We start from the raw sequence: 18,070 nt of genomic DNA, 5'->3' as shown, positions 1-18,070 counted from the left end.
CGCGACCTACTCCATAGATCAAGAGTGCGCCTATCTTTCTCCGCTCGCCAGCCCCCTTTACCCCGCGCTCGGGTGCGCCGCGTCCGCCGCGACGCCGCTCACCAGGCGTTGTGCGCTGCGTCACAAGGGATTTCGCAGCGACATGCGCGAGAAACACCACAGAAAGTTTGGTCGATTGATACTTGCCGCCAATTCGGTGACGCGGCCGGGCGCGCCGGATCGCCCGCCCGCTGCCGCGACCGCGACGGCCGGTGCTCGCCCCGCACCCCCGAGGGGCTGCGGATAGAATCGCCGGGCCACGCACGCAGTTCGGGCATCGACGGGGAAGAAGGTACGCATGGAGCACGGCCAGCAGGGCGCCGAGTCGGTCGGCGCGGTCTTGTCGGGCATCGCGGAGCTCCTGCGCGAGGTGAGCGACAAGCTCGACAGCGTCGCCGCCCGGGTGGGCGACGACAACGGCGTCGAGGCGCGCCTGAAGAAGCTGGAGGCTTGGGCCTTCCGCACCGAACAGAGTGTTTCGTCGCTGGAAGCCCGGTTCGACGACGTGGCATCCGGCGCTGCCGTCGAACGCACCGCACCGCGCGCGCGTGCCGAGCACCGCGCGCCCACGGCGCGAACCGACGCGACGCGGCCCGAGACGCTACGGCCCGATACTCCTCGCCTCGAGGCCACGCGCTCCGAGACGCTGCGGCCCGAAACCACACGCCCCGAAACGCTGCGCCCTGACACCACACGCCCCGAAACGCTGCGCCCCGAAACCACACGCCCCGAAACGCTGCGCCCCGAAACCACACGCCCCGAAACGCTGCGCCCCGAAACCACACGCCCCGAAACGCTGCGCCCTGACACCACGCGCTCGGAAACGCTGCGCTCCGAAACCCCACGCTCCGAAACGCTGCGTCCTGACACCACGCGCTCCGAACCGCTGCGCTCCGAAACCACCCGCACGGAAACACCGCGTCTCGACACGCCACGCGCCGAACGCCTACGACCCTCCGCGCCACCCCGCCAGGAGCCCGCACCCGAAGCGCCGCGCACCGACAGCTTGGAAGCGGCCGCCGTCGCGGCGCGGGTCGAGCAGCAGCCCGCCGCGTCGAATGGGTTACCGCGCAGAGAGTCTGTCTCCGTCCCGCCCGCGCTGCACGATTGGGTCGAACCGAACGTCTCGCGAGGCGCGCCCTACGACGCCGCGCCCGAACCGATCTCGAACGCGCACGCGGAGCCCGCGGAGATCGCGCCGCGGCCGGAAGCACCGCAGGAACGCCTGGACTACGGCAGCGTCGGCACGCCCGGCGTCGACTCCGCACCGCGGCTGAACGGCCGCTTGGAGGCGCCCACGCTGACCAGCCGTCCCGAGACGAACCTGACCGCCCCGCGCGCCGACCGCGAGGAACCGGCCGCCGCGCCCACCCAGCACCGCTCGGCCATCGAGGACAACTCGCACGTCGACAAGTTGCAGGCCATGCTCGACGAACTCAAGCGCAACCCGTCGGGCCCCTTCGGCAGACCGCTCAGCACACCCCCTGGCGATCTGCCCTCCCAATAGTCACCCGCTGGCGCTCGGCACGAGCAACCCGCGAATCGATTCCCGCAACCACCGATGCCCGCTGTCGGCGGTGTTGCGCGGGTGCCACGCCATGCCGATCGTCACCTCGGGCAGCGGCAGCGGAATGTCGAAGGGGCGCAATCCCATGGCCCGCAGCGCGGCGGCGGCCAGCCGGGCTGGCGCCGGGCAGACGAATTCGCCGGAGCGCACCGCGAGCAGCGCGGTGCTGAGATCCGGGACGATCGCGACCACCCGGCGCGTGCGTCCGTGCAGTGCGAGGCGGTCGTCGATCGGGCCGCGGGCGCGACCCTGTCGTGAGATAGCGAGGTGGGCCGCTGCGGCGTAGGCGGCCACGGTGACCCGCTCGGTGATCAGCGGATGGTCGGGCGCGGCGACGCCGACGAGACGATCTCCCAGCACCCGCTGCACGGTGATCTCCGGATCGCTGCGTTCCAGGACGCCGACCGCGATGTCGGCGCGGCCGTCTCGCAGCGCCGACGACCCCTCGGTGCCGTCGGGCAGAAAATGCACGGTGACGCCGGGCGCCCGTTGCCGCACGGCGGCGAGCAGTGGGGCGGCGAGGTGGGCGCGGACGGCGTCGTCGGCCTGCACGGTGAACCCGCGCCGCAGCCCGGCGGGGTCGGCCTCGGCGCGGGTGTCGAGCAGCGCGCGTCCGCGCTCGACCAACGCGGCGACCTCGTACCGCAATTCGAGGGCTCGCGGCGTCGGAACCAGGTTCCGCCCGGAGCGGACGAGCAACGGATCGTCCAACACGCGGCGCAGCCGCGCGAGCGTCCGGCTCATGGCGGGGGTCGAGGTGCCCAGGCGTTCGGCGGCTTTGGTGACGCTGTTCGTGTCGAGCAGCGCATCCAGAGCAACCAGCAGATTCAGGTCGAGGGCGTCCACTCGCGGATTATCACAGACACAATTCGGACGCGAGCGCGTTGCGCCGAGGACAATCCGCGAGCACCGCGGCTCAGGCCTGTGATGGGTGCGGGTCGCGCCGCGGCTCCGGGTAGAACTCGGTCGGAGCCGGGGCCGTCTCGGTGGGTGCCGGGCCGGGCGGCGTCGGCGCCGCCGGAGTCTTCCCGCGCTCCGAGAGCCCGCGGTATGCGGCGGGTTTCACGGGCCGGAACCACTGGGCGAGCCGGGCGCTCAGCGGGAGCCGGAACTTCAGGTCGGCCAGCATCTCATCGATGTTGTGCAGGGCGAACGGAGTGATCGTGGTGCCGTGCGCGTGATGGCCGCCGGTGCCCGCCGCCATCCACCCCAGGCGGGCGTCGATCTGTTCGCCCATCTCCTCCTGCGACGGCAGCGTGAGACGGCCGCGCAGCAACGCGGCGATCCAGTGCGCGCCGACCTCGGCGCTGAGCGTGCCGAGCAGCGAGGAGTTGTAACCGGCGAAGGTCAGGTTCGGTACCTCGGTCGGCAGAATGTGCCGGTAGAGGCGGAAATTGCCGTCGTCGTCGGTGAGCCTGCGCTGAATGTACGGGGTCAGGAACGGCACCCGCTGCTGGAAGCCGGTGGCGCACACGACGATGTCGGCGGGAAGCACCTGCCCGTCGGACAGCCACGCGGCACAACCGGCGGGCGTGCCGGACAGCTCGGTGACGCTGGTGTCGCGCAGCACGGTGATCCGGCCGTCGCGGACCTGCTCGAAGAATCCCTCGGTGGCGATGCTGGCGGTGCTCTGCGCGATCTCCTCGAACCGGCCCTCGGGCACCAGGTCGAGCTCGCGCAGGCCGAGCTTCTTGGTGGCGAGTTCCTGGATGACGTCGAAATCGGTGTCGCGGAAGCTGTGTCCTGCGCCGTGCAGGAAACGTTCGAAGCCGCGCGGGCTGTGGTAGCGGAAGTGCGCCTCGCCGAGCCGGGTGAGGAACAGCCGCTCGAAGTCCAGGCCGGTGCTGAGCTTGCGCGGCATCTTCCACAGCAAACGCCGAGCGACCACCGTGGTCTCGGCCGCGACGTGGCTGACCGCCTCGGCGATGTCGCAGGCGGACTGACCGTATCCGACCACCACCACCGACTTCCCACGCGCCTGCTCGACGTCGAGGAATTCCGAGGAATGATAGAGCTGCCCGCCGCGCGCGAGGAACGCCTCGGCGCCGCGGTAGTCGGGCATCGCGGGTTCGCTGAACACGCCGTTGGCGACGACGAGGTGATCGCACGAGGTGCGGTGCACACCCGTCTCGTCACGGATCTCCAGCAGCCAGCCGCTGTCCACCGGGTCGGCGGCCACCACCTCGGTGCCGAGGCGGAGGTTCTCGCGCAGCCCGAAGTGCTGCACGTATCCCTCCAGGTAGGCCTGCATTTGGGCGCCGTCGGGCACGCGCGGGTAGTCCTCGGGCATGGCGTAGTCCGAGAAACGGTAGGTGTGCTTGCTGTTCAGCGTGCGCAGCCCGGGATAGCGCCGGGTCGCGCTCCACACACCACCGACATCGGGCGCCCGTTCGAATACCTCGACCGGAAAACCCGCTCGGTTCAACACCTTCGCGCAGGCTAGGCCTGCGATGCCCGCACCTACGACCGCGATGCGGTTACCGCTCGTCATGGCCACCGAGATTACCCGCCCGCGGCGCGGCGCAAAGCTGGCGGGCGCAGATTCCCCGGATCCAGGCGTACCTCCGCCTCCGCTGCGGCCATGCGCGAGCTGACGACGGACTCCGTCCGGCGGCGTCGTCTACTGCGGTGTGACCATGATTCTGGCCTTGCCGCGTGGCACGGTGGTGATGTTCCGCACCCGTCCGCGCTCGGGGTGCGAGTCGGCCGGTGCCAGCGTGTGCCTGGTGAGGACCTCACGCAAGACCGCCGTCCTGTCCATCAGCGCGAAGCCCGCGCCGCACCGGTGCGCGCCGCCGCCGAACGACAGCCACGTGTTCGGCTCGCCCTCGCCGTCCAGAACCGGGCAGGGCGGAAGGCGGAACCCTCGTCGGCGCCGCTGTGCACCACCGCGGGCCTGTGGATGCTTCGCCGAATCGACCCGGCGACACTCAGCGCAGCGCGGGCGACTTGGTCGTCTCCACCGGCAGATCCAGCACACCGCGGAACAGGACGCTTTCCCGCCACAGGATGTCGTCGGCGTCCACCGCGAGCCGCATATCCGGATAGCGCTCCAGCAGCCGCGAGATGGCGATCCGCGCCTCCAGCCTGGCCAGGCCCGCGCCGAGGCAGAAGTGGATGCCGTGCCCGAAGGCGAGGTGGCCGTTGGCGTTTCGCTCGTCGTCGAACGTATCCGGCGCCTCGAAGTGCTTCTCGTCGTGGTTGGCCGAACCCAGCGCGACCAGGACGAGTTCCCCGGCCGGGACCTCGGTCTCGCCGATGACGGTCGGCACCGTCGTGTAGCGCAGCGTCGCCATGTTCACCGGGCCCTCGAAGCGCAGCATCTCCTCGATCAGCGCGGGCACCCGCTCCGGATCCTCGTGCAGGGCCGCGTATTTCGCCGGATCGGCGAGCAGGGTGAGCATGGTGTTGCCGATCAGGTTGACCGTGGTCTCGTGGCCGGCGATGAGGATGAGGAAGGCCATCGAGATGATCTCGTCGTCGGTGAGCTTGTCGTCGGCTTCGCTGGCGCTCAGCAGATCGGAAAGCAGGTCCGCGCCCAGGCCCTCGGCGCGGCGGCGCGCGAGCAGTTCCTCGAAATACGCCACGATCGCGTCGGTGGCCACGCGCATCCGCGCCGGGTCGGACAGGGTGATGTCGGAGACCACCGCCGACCACTCCTTGAACTGCTCGCGATCGGCGGCGGGCACGCCGAGCATCTCGCAGATCACGGTGATGGGCAGCGGAAAGGCGAACTCGGCCATCAGATCCACCGGACCCTCGGCCCCGGCGAGGCGGTCGAGCAGTTCGTCGGTGATGGCGGTGACGCGCGGCGTGAGCGCCTCGATGCGGGCGGGGGCGAACGCGGGGGTGACCAGTTTGCGCAACCGGGCGTGGTGCGGCGGATCGGTGTTGAGCAGGTGGTAGCTGAGCCGGGCGTTGACGGCGCCGACGCCGCTCTCACCCGCGCCCTCCCTGCGGGCTTCCGCACCGGTGTCGGTGTGCGGGTCCTTGCGGATCGTCGGATTGCGCAGCGCCTCGCGCGCCGCGTCGTAGTCGACGATCAGCCAAGCGCGCACACCGGTGCGCAGCTGGATCTGATGCACCGGGCCCTGCGCCCGGAGCTCCTCGTAGAAGGCATACGGTGTACGAAAGAATTCCGGTGGCAGCTGTCTCATGATCGAATGGCCTTCCCCAGTCGCGAGTTGTGTTGCGCCCCTTCGATAGTGGCACGGGTCACGGGGATCGGCCAGTATCGGCCGCGTCACCCGAGCAGTCGCGTCGATGCGGAGCTCGGACGGCCTGTTCGGCTCGACACATCACGCGCGACCCCGGGCGCTGAGGCGGCGGCCGCCTCGATGGCCGCCCCTCGGATGGATGCCTGCCTTCGCGGGATGCGTCCGTCGTCGTCCCCCGGTACGGCCGCGAAAGAGCCGATCGGCCTGCGCCGCCGATCCGGTGCGGCGATGATGACCACTATGGGCACGAAACTGCGGGGTAGCGCGGCTATGCAGCCCGAGCGGACGACCCGGGCGCCGCGATGAACGGCGAGGCGCCGATCGCGAGGGTGGACAGAATCATCGAGGAGGCCCACCGCGTCTACTTCGGTAACCGTGCCGTCACCGATCGCCTCGAGGCGGGTGCGCGACGACTGCGTGAACCGCTGCGAATCGCCTTGGCCGGAGCGCTGAAAGCCGGAAAGTCGACGCTGCTCAACGCACTTGTCGGCCAAGACATCGCCCCCACCGACGCGACCGAATGTACGCGCGTCGTGACCTGGTACCGGCACGGCCCGACGCCGGCGGTCACCGCACGGCTCAGCGGCGGGCGGTCGGAGAACGTGCCGATACACCGGGCGGAAGGTGGTCTGACGTTCGACCTCGGCGGGCTCACGGCGGCGCAGGTGGATCGAATCGACGTCGACTGGCCGGTGCGCCGCCTCGAGCGCACGACGATCATCGACACGCCAGGGACCGAATCCCTCTCGACGGACGTATCCGCGCGCACGCTGCGGTTACTGGCTCCCGACGACGGCTCCGCCGGAGTCGACGCGGTGGTCTATCTGTTCCGCTCCCTCGATGATTCCGACCTCGCACTGATTCATCGAATCGGCGAGCATGTCGGCGGCAGCGCCGGTCCGCTCGGAATCATCGGTGTCGTCTCGCGGGCGGACGAACTCGGTGCGGGCCGCCCGGAGGCGATGCAGTCCGCCCGCGCGGCAGCCAAAGATTTCACTCGCGAGTTGGAGAGGACGGGCCTCTGCCAGGCCGCGGTCCCGGTCGCGGGTTTGCTCGCGTTCACCGCGAAGACCCTTCGACAGGCCGAGTTCGCAGCTCTGCGCCGGCTTGCCGAGGTCGCTCCGGCGGACATGGAATCGGCCATGCTCTCGACGGATCGGTTCCAGCGAGCCGGCGGTCTGCCGGTCGATTCCGTGACGCGACAGCACCTCGTCAGACGTCTGGGGCTGTTCGGCATTCGCATGACGCTGACTCGATTGCGGGCCGGTACCAGCGATTCGTCGACCCTGGTCGACGAACTGATCGCCCGCAGTGGCATCGGCGAACTCGAGCGCGTGATCGATACTCAGTTCGGCCAGCGTGCCGACGAATTGAAGGCACATACCGCCCTGCTGATGCTGAAGCAGATACTCGACGCCAACCCGGCCGCGCAGGCGACACCGCTCGGCCGGGAAGTCGCACAGCTGCTCGCCAACGTGCACGGCTTTCATGAACTCCGTCTGCTCAGTCGACTCCGTTCGACCGAGACGGCGCTGTCCGAGGAGGAACTCGCCGACCTGCAACGCGTGATCGGCGGCCAGGGAACCGGACCCGCCGAACGCTTGGGAATCGAACCCTTCGCGGTCGCGGGTGTCGGCCAAGACGTCGCACTGGCGGAAATCAGACGATGGCGATCCCGTGGCGAACATCCGCTCGCGGATCAGTTCACGGCCAACGCTTGTATGGTGGCGGCACGCAGCGCCGAAGGCGTCCTCAGCGAGCTGCGTCGGCGTTGAGCGCTCGCCTGGTCGAGGAACCAGCGGCGAGGCCTATTCGCTGGCAGCGGCGAGACGATCAACCTGGATTCGCACCACTCCCGCCGGTACCCGTGCCCGTGCCGTTCGTCCCGCCCGCAGCGGTGCCAGTCGGAGCGGGCCCCGTACTCGGGCCAGTGCCGCCCGCGCCCGTGCCACTCGTCTCCCCCGTACCGGTACCGGTCGAGCCGGTGCCGTTCGACCCGCCGGTATCGGAGCCGCCGGTCGGAGCCGGGCCCGTACCACCGGCGCCCGTACCCGTCTCGCCCGTACCGGTACCGGTCGAACCAGTGCCGCTCGTCCCACCGGTACCTGCACCGCCACCGGCTGGAGCCTGACCCGCACCGCTTCCAGTCGAGCCGGCATCGCTCGTTCCACCCGAACCAGAGCCGGTCGAACCGGCGCCGTTCGACCCGCCGGTACCTGGACCGCCACCGGCGGGAACCCTGCCCGTGCCCGAACCATTCGTCCCAGCTGTACCGGTACCAGCGCCAGTCGTCCCACCGCTATCCGAACCGCCGCCGACCGGAGCCCGGCCGGTGCCCGGTCCATTCGTCCCGGCTGTATCGGTACCGGTCGAACCAGAGCCGTTCGTCCCGCCGGTATCCGGACCGCCAGCTGGAGATCGACCCGTGCCCGCACCATTCGTCCCAGCTGTACCGGCCGAACCGGTGCCATTCGTCCCACCGGTACTTGGACCGCCACCGGGCGCGGACTGACCCGCATCAGAGCCCTTGCCGCTATCGCTCGACCCACCGGTGCCCGCGGGACCGGTTCCTATGCCGGTGCCGTCCGGTCGTTCTGCGATCGGCCCGGCCGGCGGAATCAGCACCTGCTCGTTCACCGTGGGCTTCGGCCCGGTTGCCGACCCGCCGATCGCGACGCCTCCGACAATCGCCGCGGCGAGAGCGGCAACCGCCGCCGCGGCAAGAATTGCCCACTTACGACGACCGCCCGCCGCCGCACTGTGGTCCGCCGCCACCGAGTCCGGGGGTGCGATGACCAACGGCGGCTTGCTCGCGACCATGCCCGCGGAAGGATCCGGCTCGAATTCTCGCCTCGGAGTATGGGGTTTCGCTTCCGGAGTGGATGGCACCGGCACCGATGCGATGGCATTCACCGAGGAACGGGCCAGCAGAGCAGCGCCCATCGCCGAGGTGAGGAGAGATTCGGGCTCCCCCATCACCGGCACGTGGAACTCCGCGGACAGCAACTCGGCCACGAGCGGGGTTGCCGCGGCACCACCGGCCAGCACGACCGCTCGCACCTCACGAGCGTCGATGTCATTGGCGCGCAGAGCCTCTCCGACAAGTCCGAGGGAGCCGGCGACCGGCTCTCTGATCAATTCCTCCAGCTCTGGGCGGACGAGTCGCACATCTTGGCGCACGCGTCCCAGTTCCACCTCGACCACCGCCGCCGTTTCGGCGGAGAGCGTTTCCTTGGCTTGCCGACAGCGCGCACGCAATGCGCGCAACGGCGTCAGCAAAGCGGGATCCGCGAGATCCACGTCGGTGAGTTCTCCGTCCAGAACCCGAAGAACATGCCGCACGATGGCGTCATCGATGTGCGCACCGCCGAAATCCACGGTCCGGATGGTCCCGCCGATCTGCTCGGTACCGCGGGCGAGCGACACGCTGAGGCCGTTGCCGCCGAGGTCGTACACCACCACAATGCCGTCGCTGGGGAGCCCGCGGATCGACTCGACCTGAGCGAGGATCGATGCGACTTCGGGCACGAGTGCCACGCGGGTCATGTCCAGCCGGTCGAGCGCCTCGCGCAGCGCCTGCACTTCGTGCGTCTTCCAGTGGCTGGGATAGGTCGCCGCGATCGCGGGGGTCCCGGCGAACGCACCGGCCGAATACCGCGTCAGATACCGAACCGCGGCGGCGACGAGAACTTCCGGCCGATGGGGGGACCCGTCGGCGGCGATGAGATCGATCGGATCACCGATCCGGTCGACGAACCCGTTGACGGCGAGTCCATGGCCCACCGGACCTACGCCGTCGGCGAGCGGAGCGAGGGTCGGCGCCATGTCGTGCGACATGAGCAAAGTCGCCGCATGCCGGGTTGTTGCTGGACGCGAGGCGGCGCGCACGGAAGCCGCCGGCCGCACCGATCCCGCTTCGGCGGCGGTAGCGAAACAGGCGGAGCCGATCTTGACGCCAAGGCTTCCCGACATGTGTTCCTCTCGATGATTGGTCGCGTTCACCTGCGCATATGACTTTCGCTTCCGCATCCATCGACGGCCAGAGGCACAAGGTGCCGAATCAGCCCACACGCGGTGTGAGATGTATTCACCCAAGGTGTGCTGGCACCTGGCCGCCGCGATCGGCAATTCGCGATCGCGGAGCAGGCAATCGGGTGATCCCTTCGCGGATTTTGGTCAGCACTGCCAATTTCTTCTCGATCTCGGCCGCACGCTTTTCCCGCTCGGCGAACTCCATGCCGACCGCCTCTTGCGCCGCCTTCATCGAACTCTGCAGCGACGCCAAGGCCTGATCGGCGGATTCCTTGAAATGATCGCGTAGCTCCCGCTGCACATTCCGGAGCCGATCCCGGGAGAGCTTGTGCACCTGGAAGGACACGTCATCGATGTACTTGCGCAATGTGGCCTGCGCTTCGCCGCGGCGGCGCGCGATCCGGCTCGCACGGTCCTGCTGATATGCCTTCACACCGAGCACGACACCGGCCCCGATCGTGATCGGATTCATCATCGCCGCGCCGATCATCGTGGCGCCCATGCCGATCATCATCGCGCCGCTGTAGCCACCGCGAACCGCGGTCAAGCCCTTGTCCGCCAGCGAAGCCTTGGTATCGCTCAGCTCGCCGATCCGCAGACCGGAGTCGACGAGATCGCCCGCGCAGACGGCATCGAGTGCCGGAAAATCGGTGCGGACGCCGTCCACGCCGAACGATGCCGCCACCCGCTCGGCCAGTACCTGAGCAGACTGGAACGCCCAGACGAAATTGTCGCTGACCGCGACGCTCACCTGCTCCTGCACCCAACCGGTCAGCAGCGGCCACTTCTTGTCCGGATCACCGTCCGCGAGCTCGGACTCGATGTGCTTGTTGATGATCCGCAGCCGTTCCCGCAGATCGTGGTCGATCTCGGAATTGAGGTCCGCGACACCGTCGTTCAGTACTTGCTGCCACGACTTCGCCGCCTTGACCTGCTCGTCCGACATCTCCTTCCGAGCCTTCAACTCGTCGGCGACGCACCGGCGGAACTCCGGATCGCGCAGCGACTTCATCTCCGCCTCGAACGGAACGGCCAGGTGGTGCGCGACGGACTCGAGATCCCGCGCCGTGCGGACGCGCCGCTTGGTTTCCACGTCGACGAGGACCTCGGTGCGCAGGAACCGAAGCAGTTCGGGACAGCCGGATTCGGCGTTCAGCTCCTTGTCACGGAGGCGCATCGCATGGCCGCGCAGTGCCGCCGAGACCGGGATGATTCGGCAGCTCACCCCACCGCCGGCGAGGTGGCGTCGGTTCGCGTCCGCGATCCGACGCCACTCGGGGTAGAGGTCGACCTTGGTCGCCGCGATGACCGCCGTGGGGCACAGGCCGAGCACCTGCCGCACGAACCGGAATTCGGGTGCGGTGAACTCCTGGCTGGCATCGCTGACGATGACGACCGCGTCGGCCAGCGCCACCTCGTTCAATACTCGTGCGACATGCCGCTGGCCGGGGCCGCCGACACCGGGGGTGTCGACGATAGCCAGACCGCCCGCCAGCATCGCGGAATCGACGCCGACCTCCGTGTGCAGCACCCGCCACCCTCGCGCTCGCGGAGAGGTCGCCAGATCGGTCTGTAGTTCACCCGGCGGCAACGGAACTGCGGCGGAAGTCGCGCCGCCGGGCTTCTCGACGACCAAGTGGGCGGCTGGTTCGTCCCTGTGCCGGACCACCGTGACCACCGAGGTGGCTCGACGGTCACCGGCCACGCAAACCTGTTTGCCGAGCAGGGCATTGATCAGTTGACTCTTGCCCTGCTGACGCAACCCGACGAAGGCGACCCGCACGGAAGCGTCGGCGGACCGGCGCCGCACGGCGTCGAGCGTGCCGAGCAGGTCTGCCCGATCGGCCGACCGCGCGAGGCGAGCCAGCTGCTCGATCAGAGCCGGGACGGCCGCGACCGCATCGCGGCCGTCCCGCTGCTGTACTGACATACCGGTGTCCTCCCGATCTGCGCGCCGGATCGCACCACCCGCCGGTGCTCGCTGGGCCATCAATCCCAGAAGCTGAGGGCGTCGCCGATATCACTGGCGACAGATCCGATGGCATCGCCGGCATCGCTGACCGCATCACCGACGTCGTCGACCGCCTCTTCGGCCCACTCGGCCGCGTCGGTGGCCGCTCCATCGACCCAGTCGGCCGCGTCGGTGGCAGCGCCTTCGGCCCAGTCGACGGCGTCGGAACCCGCGTTGTAGACGTCCTCGAGTCCGCCATCGTCGATGAAGTTGTAGGCGGACAGGCCCCAACCGACCGGAGACGCGCTTGCCACGGCACTGGTGATGCCATTGAGGTCACCCATGGTCTCGACGACGTCGTAGATCGCCTGACCGGCTCCGTCACCGAGGACTTCGTCTGCGGTGTCCAACGCGCCGCCGATGTTGTCGTTCAACATGTCGTAGCCGAGCGAGGACTCCTGCGCGGCTTCGATGACCCCGCCGTTCGGGTCGAGGAGATCCTCCGGTCCGAACGTCTGCTCCAGGTTGTCGATGATCTCGGTGCCGTACTGCTCGGCGTTCTGGGCGTAATCCAGGTACTCGCCACCCGGGATCTCGTCCACCGGCAGCTGATCCAACGGAAGCCCGTCCAACGGCAACTGGTCCAACGGCAGCTCATCCAACGGCAGCTCGTCCAACGGCAGCTCGTCCAACGGAAGCTCATCCAACGGCAACTGGTCCAACGGCAGCTCATCCAACGGCAGCTCGTCCAACGGCAGCTCATCCAACGGCAGCTCGTCCAACGGAAGCCCGTCCAACGGCAACTGGTTTAACGGCAGCTCGTCCAACGGCAACTCGTCCAACGGCAACTGGTCGGGAACCGGAATGTCGTTCAGCCACGGCATATCTCCCAGATCGGGTGCGCCGCCGAGCCCGGTCGGGATGTCCCCCAGGCCGGGCACCTGGCCCAGCTGCGTCATCACATCCTGCAGATTCGTCATCATGTCCCCGAGGCCGGGCACCTCGCCCAGCTGAGTCATCACATCCTGCAGATTCGTCATGACGTCACCGAGGCCGGGAATCTGGGTCGGGTCGATACCCAGATCCCCGAGATCGTGCCCGCCGGGAAGCACCGAGCTCAGCGGGTCGACGACCTCCTCGGGAAGCACCGAGCCGAGCGATCCGGCGAGATCCTCCGCAGCAGCGGCACCGAGAACGTCCACCACGCCCTCCGGCGCATCCCCATGCTCGAGATCAGGGACATCGACGACGCCTGTCCCGGGGTCGCCGATGTCCTCGGCCACCGGGCTGGAGAGCGATCCGCCGAGCCCGGGGATGTCGTTCAACTGTGTGAGGACGTCCTGGAGGCTGGCGTGAGCGTTCTCGAAACCGGGGGCCGACCCCAGCTGGGTCACGACGTCCTGAATACTCGTCATGACGTCACCGAGGCCTGGGGCCGCACTCGGGTCGATCACGGAAGCCTCGTCGAGCGGATCCGAATCGACGCTTCCGCCGTTCTCGATGTCGCTGATGTCGACGTAGAACGGGCCGTTCGGAAGATTGCTGACATCGACGGGCTCCGAGACGAGAGTTTCTTCGACACCCGAAGCGGATTCACTCGTATCCATGCCATCGGAATTGGAATCTGTGCCGTCCTCGGGGCTCTCGTAGTCCTCGGTCTGCGGCTCCCATCTGTTTCCGTCGGGATACTGCGCCTGATATTCGTAATCCTCGATATGCAGATCCGGCGCAGCGCCGAAGTCTTCTCCCATTCCCAACGGCTCCGCGGCAGGCGCGTCCTCGGTCCAGTCGGGCTCGTAGATGGCGTGCTCGACGACCGGCTCCGTCTCCGCCACCAACGGCGTTTCCGCGACAATCGGCTCCTCGACCGACACGCTCGTGGTCGTCTCGACCGGCGCTTCCTCGGCGACATAGGCACTTTCCGCCGTGGTAGCCGCAGCGGTGTATTCGGCTCCGCCGGAGGCGTTTTCCGAATCGACCGGAGTTTCTGCCGCGACTTCTGTCGCCGTGCCATATGTGTAGTCGTCTGCCATTCGATCTCCATGGATTTCGGTAGTGGAAACAGTGCTGAGCCGATCCGCGCCCGGATTTTGGACGCCAGAAGTTTGCTCGCGATCCATGGTGTGAACTTCGGCAGGCGGAAAACAGGCACCCGAGGGGGAAGAAACCACCACCCTTGGTTCGGCAAAGGTGGTGGTGTGCCGAAACTACCCTGCTAACCGATTCGGTCGCCGATCCGGACGACGGCGAACGATTCGGCGGGGTGGCGGCGCAACATTCTGCCGAAAGCGCGCGCGGAGGCGGGCCACGGATTGGTCACCCGGCCGGCGCCGTGCTTGTACCAGCTCTGCTCCATCGCGGGCCAGACGGTATCGGCCATGGCCTTGGCCAACCAGAGCTGGTGGCCGCGCGCCGCCTCGGCGGTCACCTCGATCGCGGCGGCGCCGAGTTCGGCACGCCAACGCAGACAGCGCACGATGAAGTCGACCTGGCACTCCTTCATCGTGGGGTTGCTCCCCGCCGGATTGAACGTGTTCGGTCCGGCGATGAGGAAGGCGTTGGGATAACCAGGTACCGCCACACCGAGGAACGCGGACGCGCCGGTCGCCCACTGTTCGTGCAGCACCGCGCCGTCGCGGCCACGGATCGCGATCGGGACGAGGAACTCCGAGGCGCGAAAACCCGTCGCGTAGATCAAGACGTCGCAACGGCGCAGCGCTCCGTCGACAGTCTCGACGCCGTCGGCGGTCACCCGCTCGATCGCCTCGGTGACCAACTGCACGGTGGGGCAGTTGAGCAGCGTGTAGAACCGGCTGTCGAAGACGATGCGCTTGCCGCCGATGGGATAGCGGGGCGTGAGCTTGGCGCGCAGCGCGGGATCGAGTACCTGCCTGCGCAGGTGCCTGCGCGCCGCCCATTCCACCGGCCGAGCCGACCAGCCGCGCCGCATGACCGGAGCGAGCACGCGGTCGGCGCCGTGATAGAGCATCCGGCGGTAGAGCTGGTGCGCGCCGGGAACCCGCAGTGCCGCACGGGAAACCGGGCCGAACTCCGGCCGCGGTTTCGGCAGCACCCAGTGCGGTGTCCGCTGGAAGACGAACACCCGGCGCGCCGTCGCCGCGAGATCCGGCAGCATCTGGGCGGCCGAGGAACCGGTGCCGATCACCGCCACGGTCCGGTCGCGCAAGTCCACACCGTGATCCCATTCGGCCGAGTGGAACGCGGGCCCGGCGAACTCCGCGCCGCCGGGCAGGTCCGGGATGTTCGGGCGGTGCAGCTGGCCGACCGCGAAGACGACCACTTCGGCCACCGAGCGGTGACCGCACGCGGTGCCGAGTCGCCAGGATCCGGTGTCGTCGAGGTAGGTCGCCTCGGTGATGGCGACACCGAGCCGGAGATGCCGTGCCAGGTCGTGTTCGTCGGCCACTCTGCGCAGATACGCCAGGATCTCCGGCTGACCGGGGTAACGCACGCGCCGGTCGCGGTAGGGCGCGCACGACAGGGAGTACAGGTGCGAGGGCACATCGCACGAGCAGCCCGGATAGGTGTTCTCGCGCCACACGCCGCCGACCTCGTGCCCCTTGTCGAAGATCAGGAAGTCCTCGATTCCGGCGCGCTTCAGCGCGACTCCCATCGCGATGCCGCCGAATCCGGCTCCGATCACCGCGACCGCGCAGTCCAGCATTCCGCTCAATCCTCCTCACTGTCGGATAGACTCATAGACAACATCTAGCTACCTTGAATCTTCGTCTCGCGAGTGGCGAAGGATTGCCGCGAATCCCGCTCGGCCTCACGGCAGGTCACGAAAAGGACTCAGCACACGGGCCGGAACGAACTACCGCGGCAGGATCTCCGAAGATCGGAGAGCACACCTAGAGCTAATCATTGCCCGAAGGCCGAATGGATCGTCGTGCGCCGTTCCCCGCGGAACGTGCTCTACTGGACGCATGAGCAACATCCCAGTCACCGTCGACCGGGCCGGATTGTGGGACGCCGAAGCCCTCAGTGACGTTGCGGCCACGACCTTTCCGCTGGCCTGCCCGCCCGACGCGACCGCCGACGACATCGAGATCTACCTGACCGAGGTGCTGTCCGGCGAACGATTCGGCGAATACCTGACCGATCCCGCGCGTACGGTGCTGAAGGCGGTGGCGGGTGGGGAGATCGTCGGCTACGCGATGCTGCACGCGGGCGAGCCCGCGGACCCCGAGGTGGCGCGGGCCGTCGACCTGCGGCCGGTGATCGAGATCAGCAAGATGTACGTCCTGCCCGGTCACCACGGCACGGGGGTGTCGACGGCGCTCATGCGCGCCGCACTGGAGCGGGCCCGCGAGGAGGGCTACGCGGGCGTGTGGCTCGGCGTCAACCAGGAGAACCCTCGCGCCCAGCGCTTCTACGCCAAGCACGGTTTCCAGACGGTCGGCACGAAGACCTTCCCCGTCGGCAACCAGCTCCACCACGACTACGTGATGCGCTTGGCCTTCTGACGGCGACGAGACTCAGCGCACGAAATCGACCAGGGCGTCCTTGAAGCCGGGATTCATCACAGCAAGCATGTGATCGCCGGGAACGACAACGCAGCGACCGTCCGGCAACGCTGCGGCGAGGCGCTCGGGTTCGGCGGCCAAAGGATCCTCGGCGCCCGCGAGAACCAGCGCGGGAACGGTGATGTCGTCGAGCCTTCCGATCGGACGGTCGTCGAGACCGGTGACCATGGCGCGGATGGCGTCCCGATCGGCGCCGACCGCGTCGGCGAGGACCCGGAACAGGCGGGCCGCCCGTGACGCGGCCCCGCCGTCGCCGCTCATCGCCAGTCGAATCTCCTCGGGATCCACCACCCGCCGGTCGACGCCGCCGCAGTCGAGCACGCCCGAACCAATCCCGCCCACAGCTAGTTTCGCGACCCGCTCGTCGGCCGCGGCGACCATCAGCGAGATCACTCCGCCCATCGAATAGCCCACCTGCGCGACGTCCGCCAGGTCGAGCTCGTCGTAGAGCGCGCGCACGTCCCGCGCCATCGCCGACCACGAGTACCGCGCCGCGTCGTGCGGCTTCTCCGAGCGCCCGTGCCCGCGCGCGTCCAGCGAGACGACCCGGTGTCCGGCGGCTTGCAGCGCGGCCACCACGCCCATGCTCATCCAGTTGGCGTTGGTATCGGCGACAAATCCGTGCTGCAGCACCACCGTGCGACCTTCGCCGTCCCACACGCGGTAGTTCAGCTCCAGCCCGTCCCAGGTCTTGAACTTCGACATGTTCGGATCGTAGGCAGCGCCCGGCTGATGGTTGACAAGTTCTGTGTGTTCAGTCTTTACTGAACACATCGGTTATCGCCGAACCACGTCGAAGGAGCACCATGTCCGCCGCGATCCTTGCCGAAGGCCTCACCAAGCGCTACGGCAAGCACGTCGCACTCACCAACCTGGACCTGGAAGTCGCCCAGGGCGAGGTCTTCGGCTTCCTCGGACCCAACGGCGCGGGCAAGTCCACCACCATCCGGATCCTGCTCGACCTGATCCGCCCGACCGCGGGCCGCGTCGAGGTGCTCGGCATGGATCCCCGCGTCGGCGGCGCCGAACTGCGCGCGCACATCGGCTACCTGCCCGGCGAGCTGGAGATCGAGGGCCGCAACACCGCGAGCGAGCTCCTCGGTTTCCTCGCCGACCAGCGCGGCACCGTGGAACCCGGCCGCATCGCCGAGTTGGCCGACCTGCTCGACCTCGACCTGTCCAGGAAGGTCGGCGCGATGTCCAAGGGCAACAAGCAGAAGGTCGGCATCATCGCGGCGTTCATGCACCGCCCCGAGCTGCTGATCCTGGACGAACCCACCTCCGGCCTGGATCCACTTCTGCAGCAACGCTTTCTGACCCTGGTCAGCGAGGCCAAGGCGAACGGTCAGACGGTCTTCATGTCCTCGCACATCCTCAGCGAGGTGCAGCAGACCGCCGACCGCGCCGTGATCATGCGGGCGGGCAGGCTGCTCGGCACCGAGAACGTCGAGGATCTGCGCCGCCGCTCCCCGCGCTCGGTGCAACTGGTCTTCGACGAGGACGTGTTCGCCGACGATTTCGCGAATCTGCCCGGTATCCGCGACCTCTCGGTGGTCGACCGGACGGTGCGCTGCACCACCGAGGGCGAGGTCGACGAGTTGTTCAAGACGGCGGCCAAATACCGAATGGTCAGCGTGCTCTCCACCGAACCGGACCTGGAGCAGATCTTCTTCAGCCTCTACGGCCGCTGAACCCACCGACGAAAAATCTCACGCAC

Annotated in this window: 13 protein-coding genes; 3 read left to right on the top strand and 10 right to left on the bottom strand. The window is 68.4% G+C overall.

Annotation, left to right across the window (positions count from 1 at the left end):
- Nucleotides 1-98: 98 nt before the first annotated feature.
- From ABZV58_RS09260 to ABZV58_RS09240, 5 genes are all read right to left on the bottom strand, one after another.
- A complete protein-coding gene (locus ABZV58_RS09260; protein WP_354999870.1) occupies nt 99-794 on the bottom strand; it encodes a hypothetical protein in 696 nt (231 codons plus the stop codon).
- Between the two features lie 752 nt (nt 795-1,546).
- Nucleotides 1,547-2,452: a LysR family transcriptional regulator gene (locus ABZV58_RS09255; RefSeq protein WP_354999628.1), complete on the bottom strand. Its 906-nt coding sequence runs from the start codon at nt 2,450-2,452 to the stop codon at nt 1,547-1,549.
- 70 nt (nt 2,453-2,522) lie between these two features.
- Nucleotides 2,523-4,097, bottom strand: a complete 1,575-nt coding sequence (locus tag ABZV58_RS09250; protein WP_354999627.1) for an NAD(P)/FAD-dependent oxidoreductase — start codon at nt 4,095-4,097, stop codon at nt 2,523-2,525.
- 129 nt (nt 4,098-4,226) lie between these two features.
- Nucleotides 4,227-4,367: a hypothetical protein gene (locus ABZV58_RS09245; RefSeq protein WP_354999626.1), complete on the bottom strand. Its 141-nt coding sequence runs from the start codon at nt 4,365-4,367 to the stop codon at nt 4,227-4,229.
- Between the two features lie 169 nt (nt 4,368-4,536).
- Nucleotides 4,537-5,763, bottom strand: a complete 1,227-nt coding sequence (locus tag ABZV58_RS09240) for a cytochrome P450 (protein WP_354999625.1) — start codon at nt 5,761-5,763, stop codon at nt 4,537-4,539.
- 362 nt (nt 5,764-6,125) lie between these two features.
- Between ABZV58_RS09240 and ABZV58_RS09235 the strand changes: the two genes are divergently transcribed.
- Nucleotides 6,126-7,598 carry a dynamin family protein gene (locus ABZV58_RS09235; RefSeq protein WP_354999624.1) on the top strand — a complete coding sequence of 491 codons (1,473 nt, stop codon included), beginning with the start codon at nt 6,126-6,128 and terminating at the stop codon, nt 7,596-7,598.
- Between the two features lie 58 nt (nt 7,599-7,656).
- On the opposite strand, the gene ABZV58_RS09230 is transcribed toward ABZV58_RS09235, so the two are convergent.
- The 4 genes from ABZV58_RS09230 to ABZV58_RS09215 all read right to left on the bottom strand — a co-directional run bounded on the left by ABZV58_RS09230 (nt 7,657) and on the right by ABZV58_RS09215 (nt 15,491).
- The gene (locus ABZV58_RS09230) at nt 7,657-9,369 is read right to left on the bottom strand and encodes an Hsp70 family protein (RefSeq protein WP_354999869.1); all 1,713 of its coding nucleotides are present in this window, start codon (nt 9,367-9,369) and stop codon (nt 7,657-7,659) included.
- Between the two features lie 541 nt (nt 9,370-9,910).
- Nucleotides 9,911-11,785: a dynamin family protein gene (locus tag ABZV58_RS09225; RefSeq protein ID WP_354999623.1), complete on the bottom strand. Its 1,875-nt coding sequence runs from the start codon at nt 11,783-11,785 to the stop codon at nt 9,911-9,913.
- A 59-nt stretch (nt 11,786-11,844) separates the two neighbouring features.
- The gene (locus ABZV58_RS09220) at nt 11,845-13,839 is read right to left on the bottom strand and encodes a hypothetical protein (RefSeq protein WP_354999622.1); all 1,995 of its coding nucleotides are present in this window, start codon (nt 13,837-13,839) and stop codon (nt 11,845-11,847) included.
- Nucleotides 13,840-14,021: 182 nt separating this feature from the next.
- A complete protein-coding gene (locus ABZV58_RS09215) occupies nt 14,022-15,491 on the bottom strand; it encodes an NAD(P)/FAD-dependent oxidoreductase (RefSeq protein WP_354999868.1) in 1,470 nt (489 codons plus the stop codon).
- Nucleotides 15,492-15,762: 271 nt separating this feature from the next.
- Here ABZV58_RS09215 and ABZV58_RS09210 point away from each other — a divergent pair, with 271 nt between their 5' ends.
- Nucleotides 15,763-16,293 carry a GNAT family N-acetyltransferase gene (locus tag ABZV58_RS09210; RefSeq protein ID WP_354999867.1) on the top strand — a complete coding sequence of 177 codons (531 nt, stop codon included), beginning with the start codon at nt 15,763-15,765 and terminating at the stop codon, nt 16,291-16,293.
- A 12-nt stretch (nt 16,294-16,305) separates the two neighbouring features.
- On the opposite strand, the gene ABZV58_RS09205 is transcribed toward ABZV58_RS09210, so the two are convergent.
- Complete coding sequence (locus tag ABZV58_RS09205) at nt 16,306-17,058, bottom strand: alpha/beta hydrolase (protein WP_354999621.1); 753 nt, start codon at nt 17,056-17,058, stop codon at nt 16,306-16,308.
- 101 nt (nt 17,059-17,159) lie between these two features.
- Here ABZV58_RS09205 and ABZV58_RS09200 point away from each other — a divergent pair, with 101 nt between their 5' ends.
- A complete protein-coding gene (locus ABZV58_RS09200; RefSeq protein ID WP_354999620.1) occupies nt 17,160-18,044 on the top strand; it encodes an ABC transporter ATP-binding protein in 885 nt (294 codons plus the stop codon).
- The last annotated feature ends 26 nt before the right edge of the window (nt 18,045-18,070 follow it).

Source organism: Nocardia sp. NPDC004654 (assembly GCF_040609595.1).
Classification (GTDB): Bacteria; Actinomycetota; Actinomycetes; order Mycobacteriales; family Mycobacteriaceae; genus Nocardia.
This window is presented reverse-complemented; position numbering and strand designations above follow the sequence as displayed.

Excerpts from the sequence above, each read along its gene's own strand:
- ABZV58_RS09250 (WP_354999627.1), bottom strand. The coding sequence starts at position 4,097 with ATGACGAGCGGTAACCGCATCGCGGTCGTAGGTGCGGGCATCGCAGGC.
- ABZV58_RS09245 (WP_354999626.1), bottom strand. The coding sequence starts at position 4,367 with ATGGACAGGACGGCGGTCTTGCGTGAGGTCCTCACCAGGCACACGCTG.
- ABZV58_RS09240 (WP_354999625.1), bottom strand. The coding sequence starts at position 5,763 with ATGAGACAGCTGCCACCGGAATTCTTTCGTACACCGTATGCCTTCTAC.
- ABZV58_RS09235 (WP_354999624.1), top strand. The coding sequence starts at position 6,126 with ATGAACGGCGAGGCGCCGATCGCGAGGGTGGACAGAATCATCGAGGAG.
- ABZV58_RS09230 (WP_354999869.1), bottom strand. The coding sequence starts at position 9,369 with ATGACCCGCGTGGCACTCGTGCCCGAAGTCGCATCGATCCTCGCTCAG.
- ABZV58_RS09225 (WP_354999623.1), bottom strand. The coding sequence starts at position 11,785 with ATGTCAGTACAGCAGCGGGACGGCCGCGATGCGGTCGCGGCCGTCCCG.
- ABZV58_RS09220 (WP_354999622.1), bottom strand. The coding sequence starts at position 13,839 with ATGGCAGACGACTACACATATGGCACGGCGACAGAAGTCGCGGCAGAA.
- ABZV58_RS09215 (WP_354999868.1), bottom strand. The coding sequence starts at position 15,491 with ATGCTGGACTGCGCGGTCGCGGTGATCGGAGCCGGATTCGGCGGCATC.
- ABZV58_RS09205 (WP_354999621.1), bottom strand. The coding sequence starts at position 17,058 with ATGTCGAAGTTCAAGACCTGGGACGGGCTGGAGCTGAACTACCGCGTG.
- ABZV58_RS09200 (WP_354999620.1), top strand. The coding sequence starts at position 17,160 with ATGTCCGCCGCGATCCTTGCCGAAGGCCTCACCAAGCGCTACGGCAAG.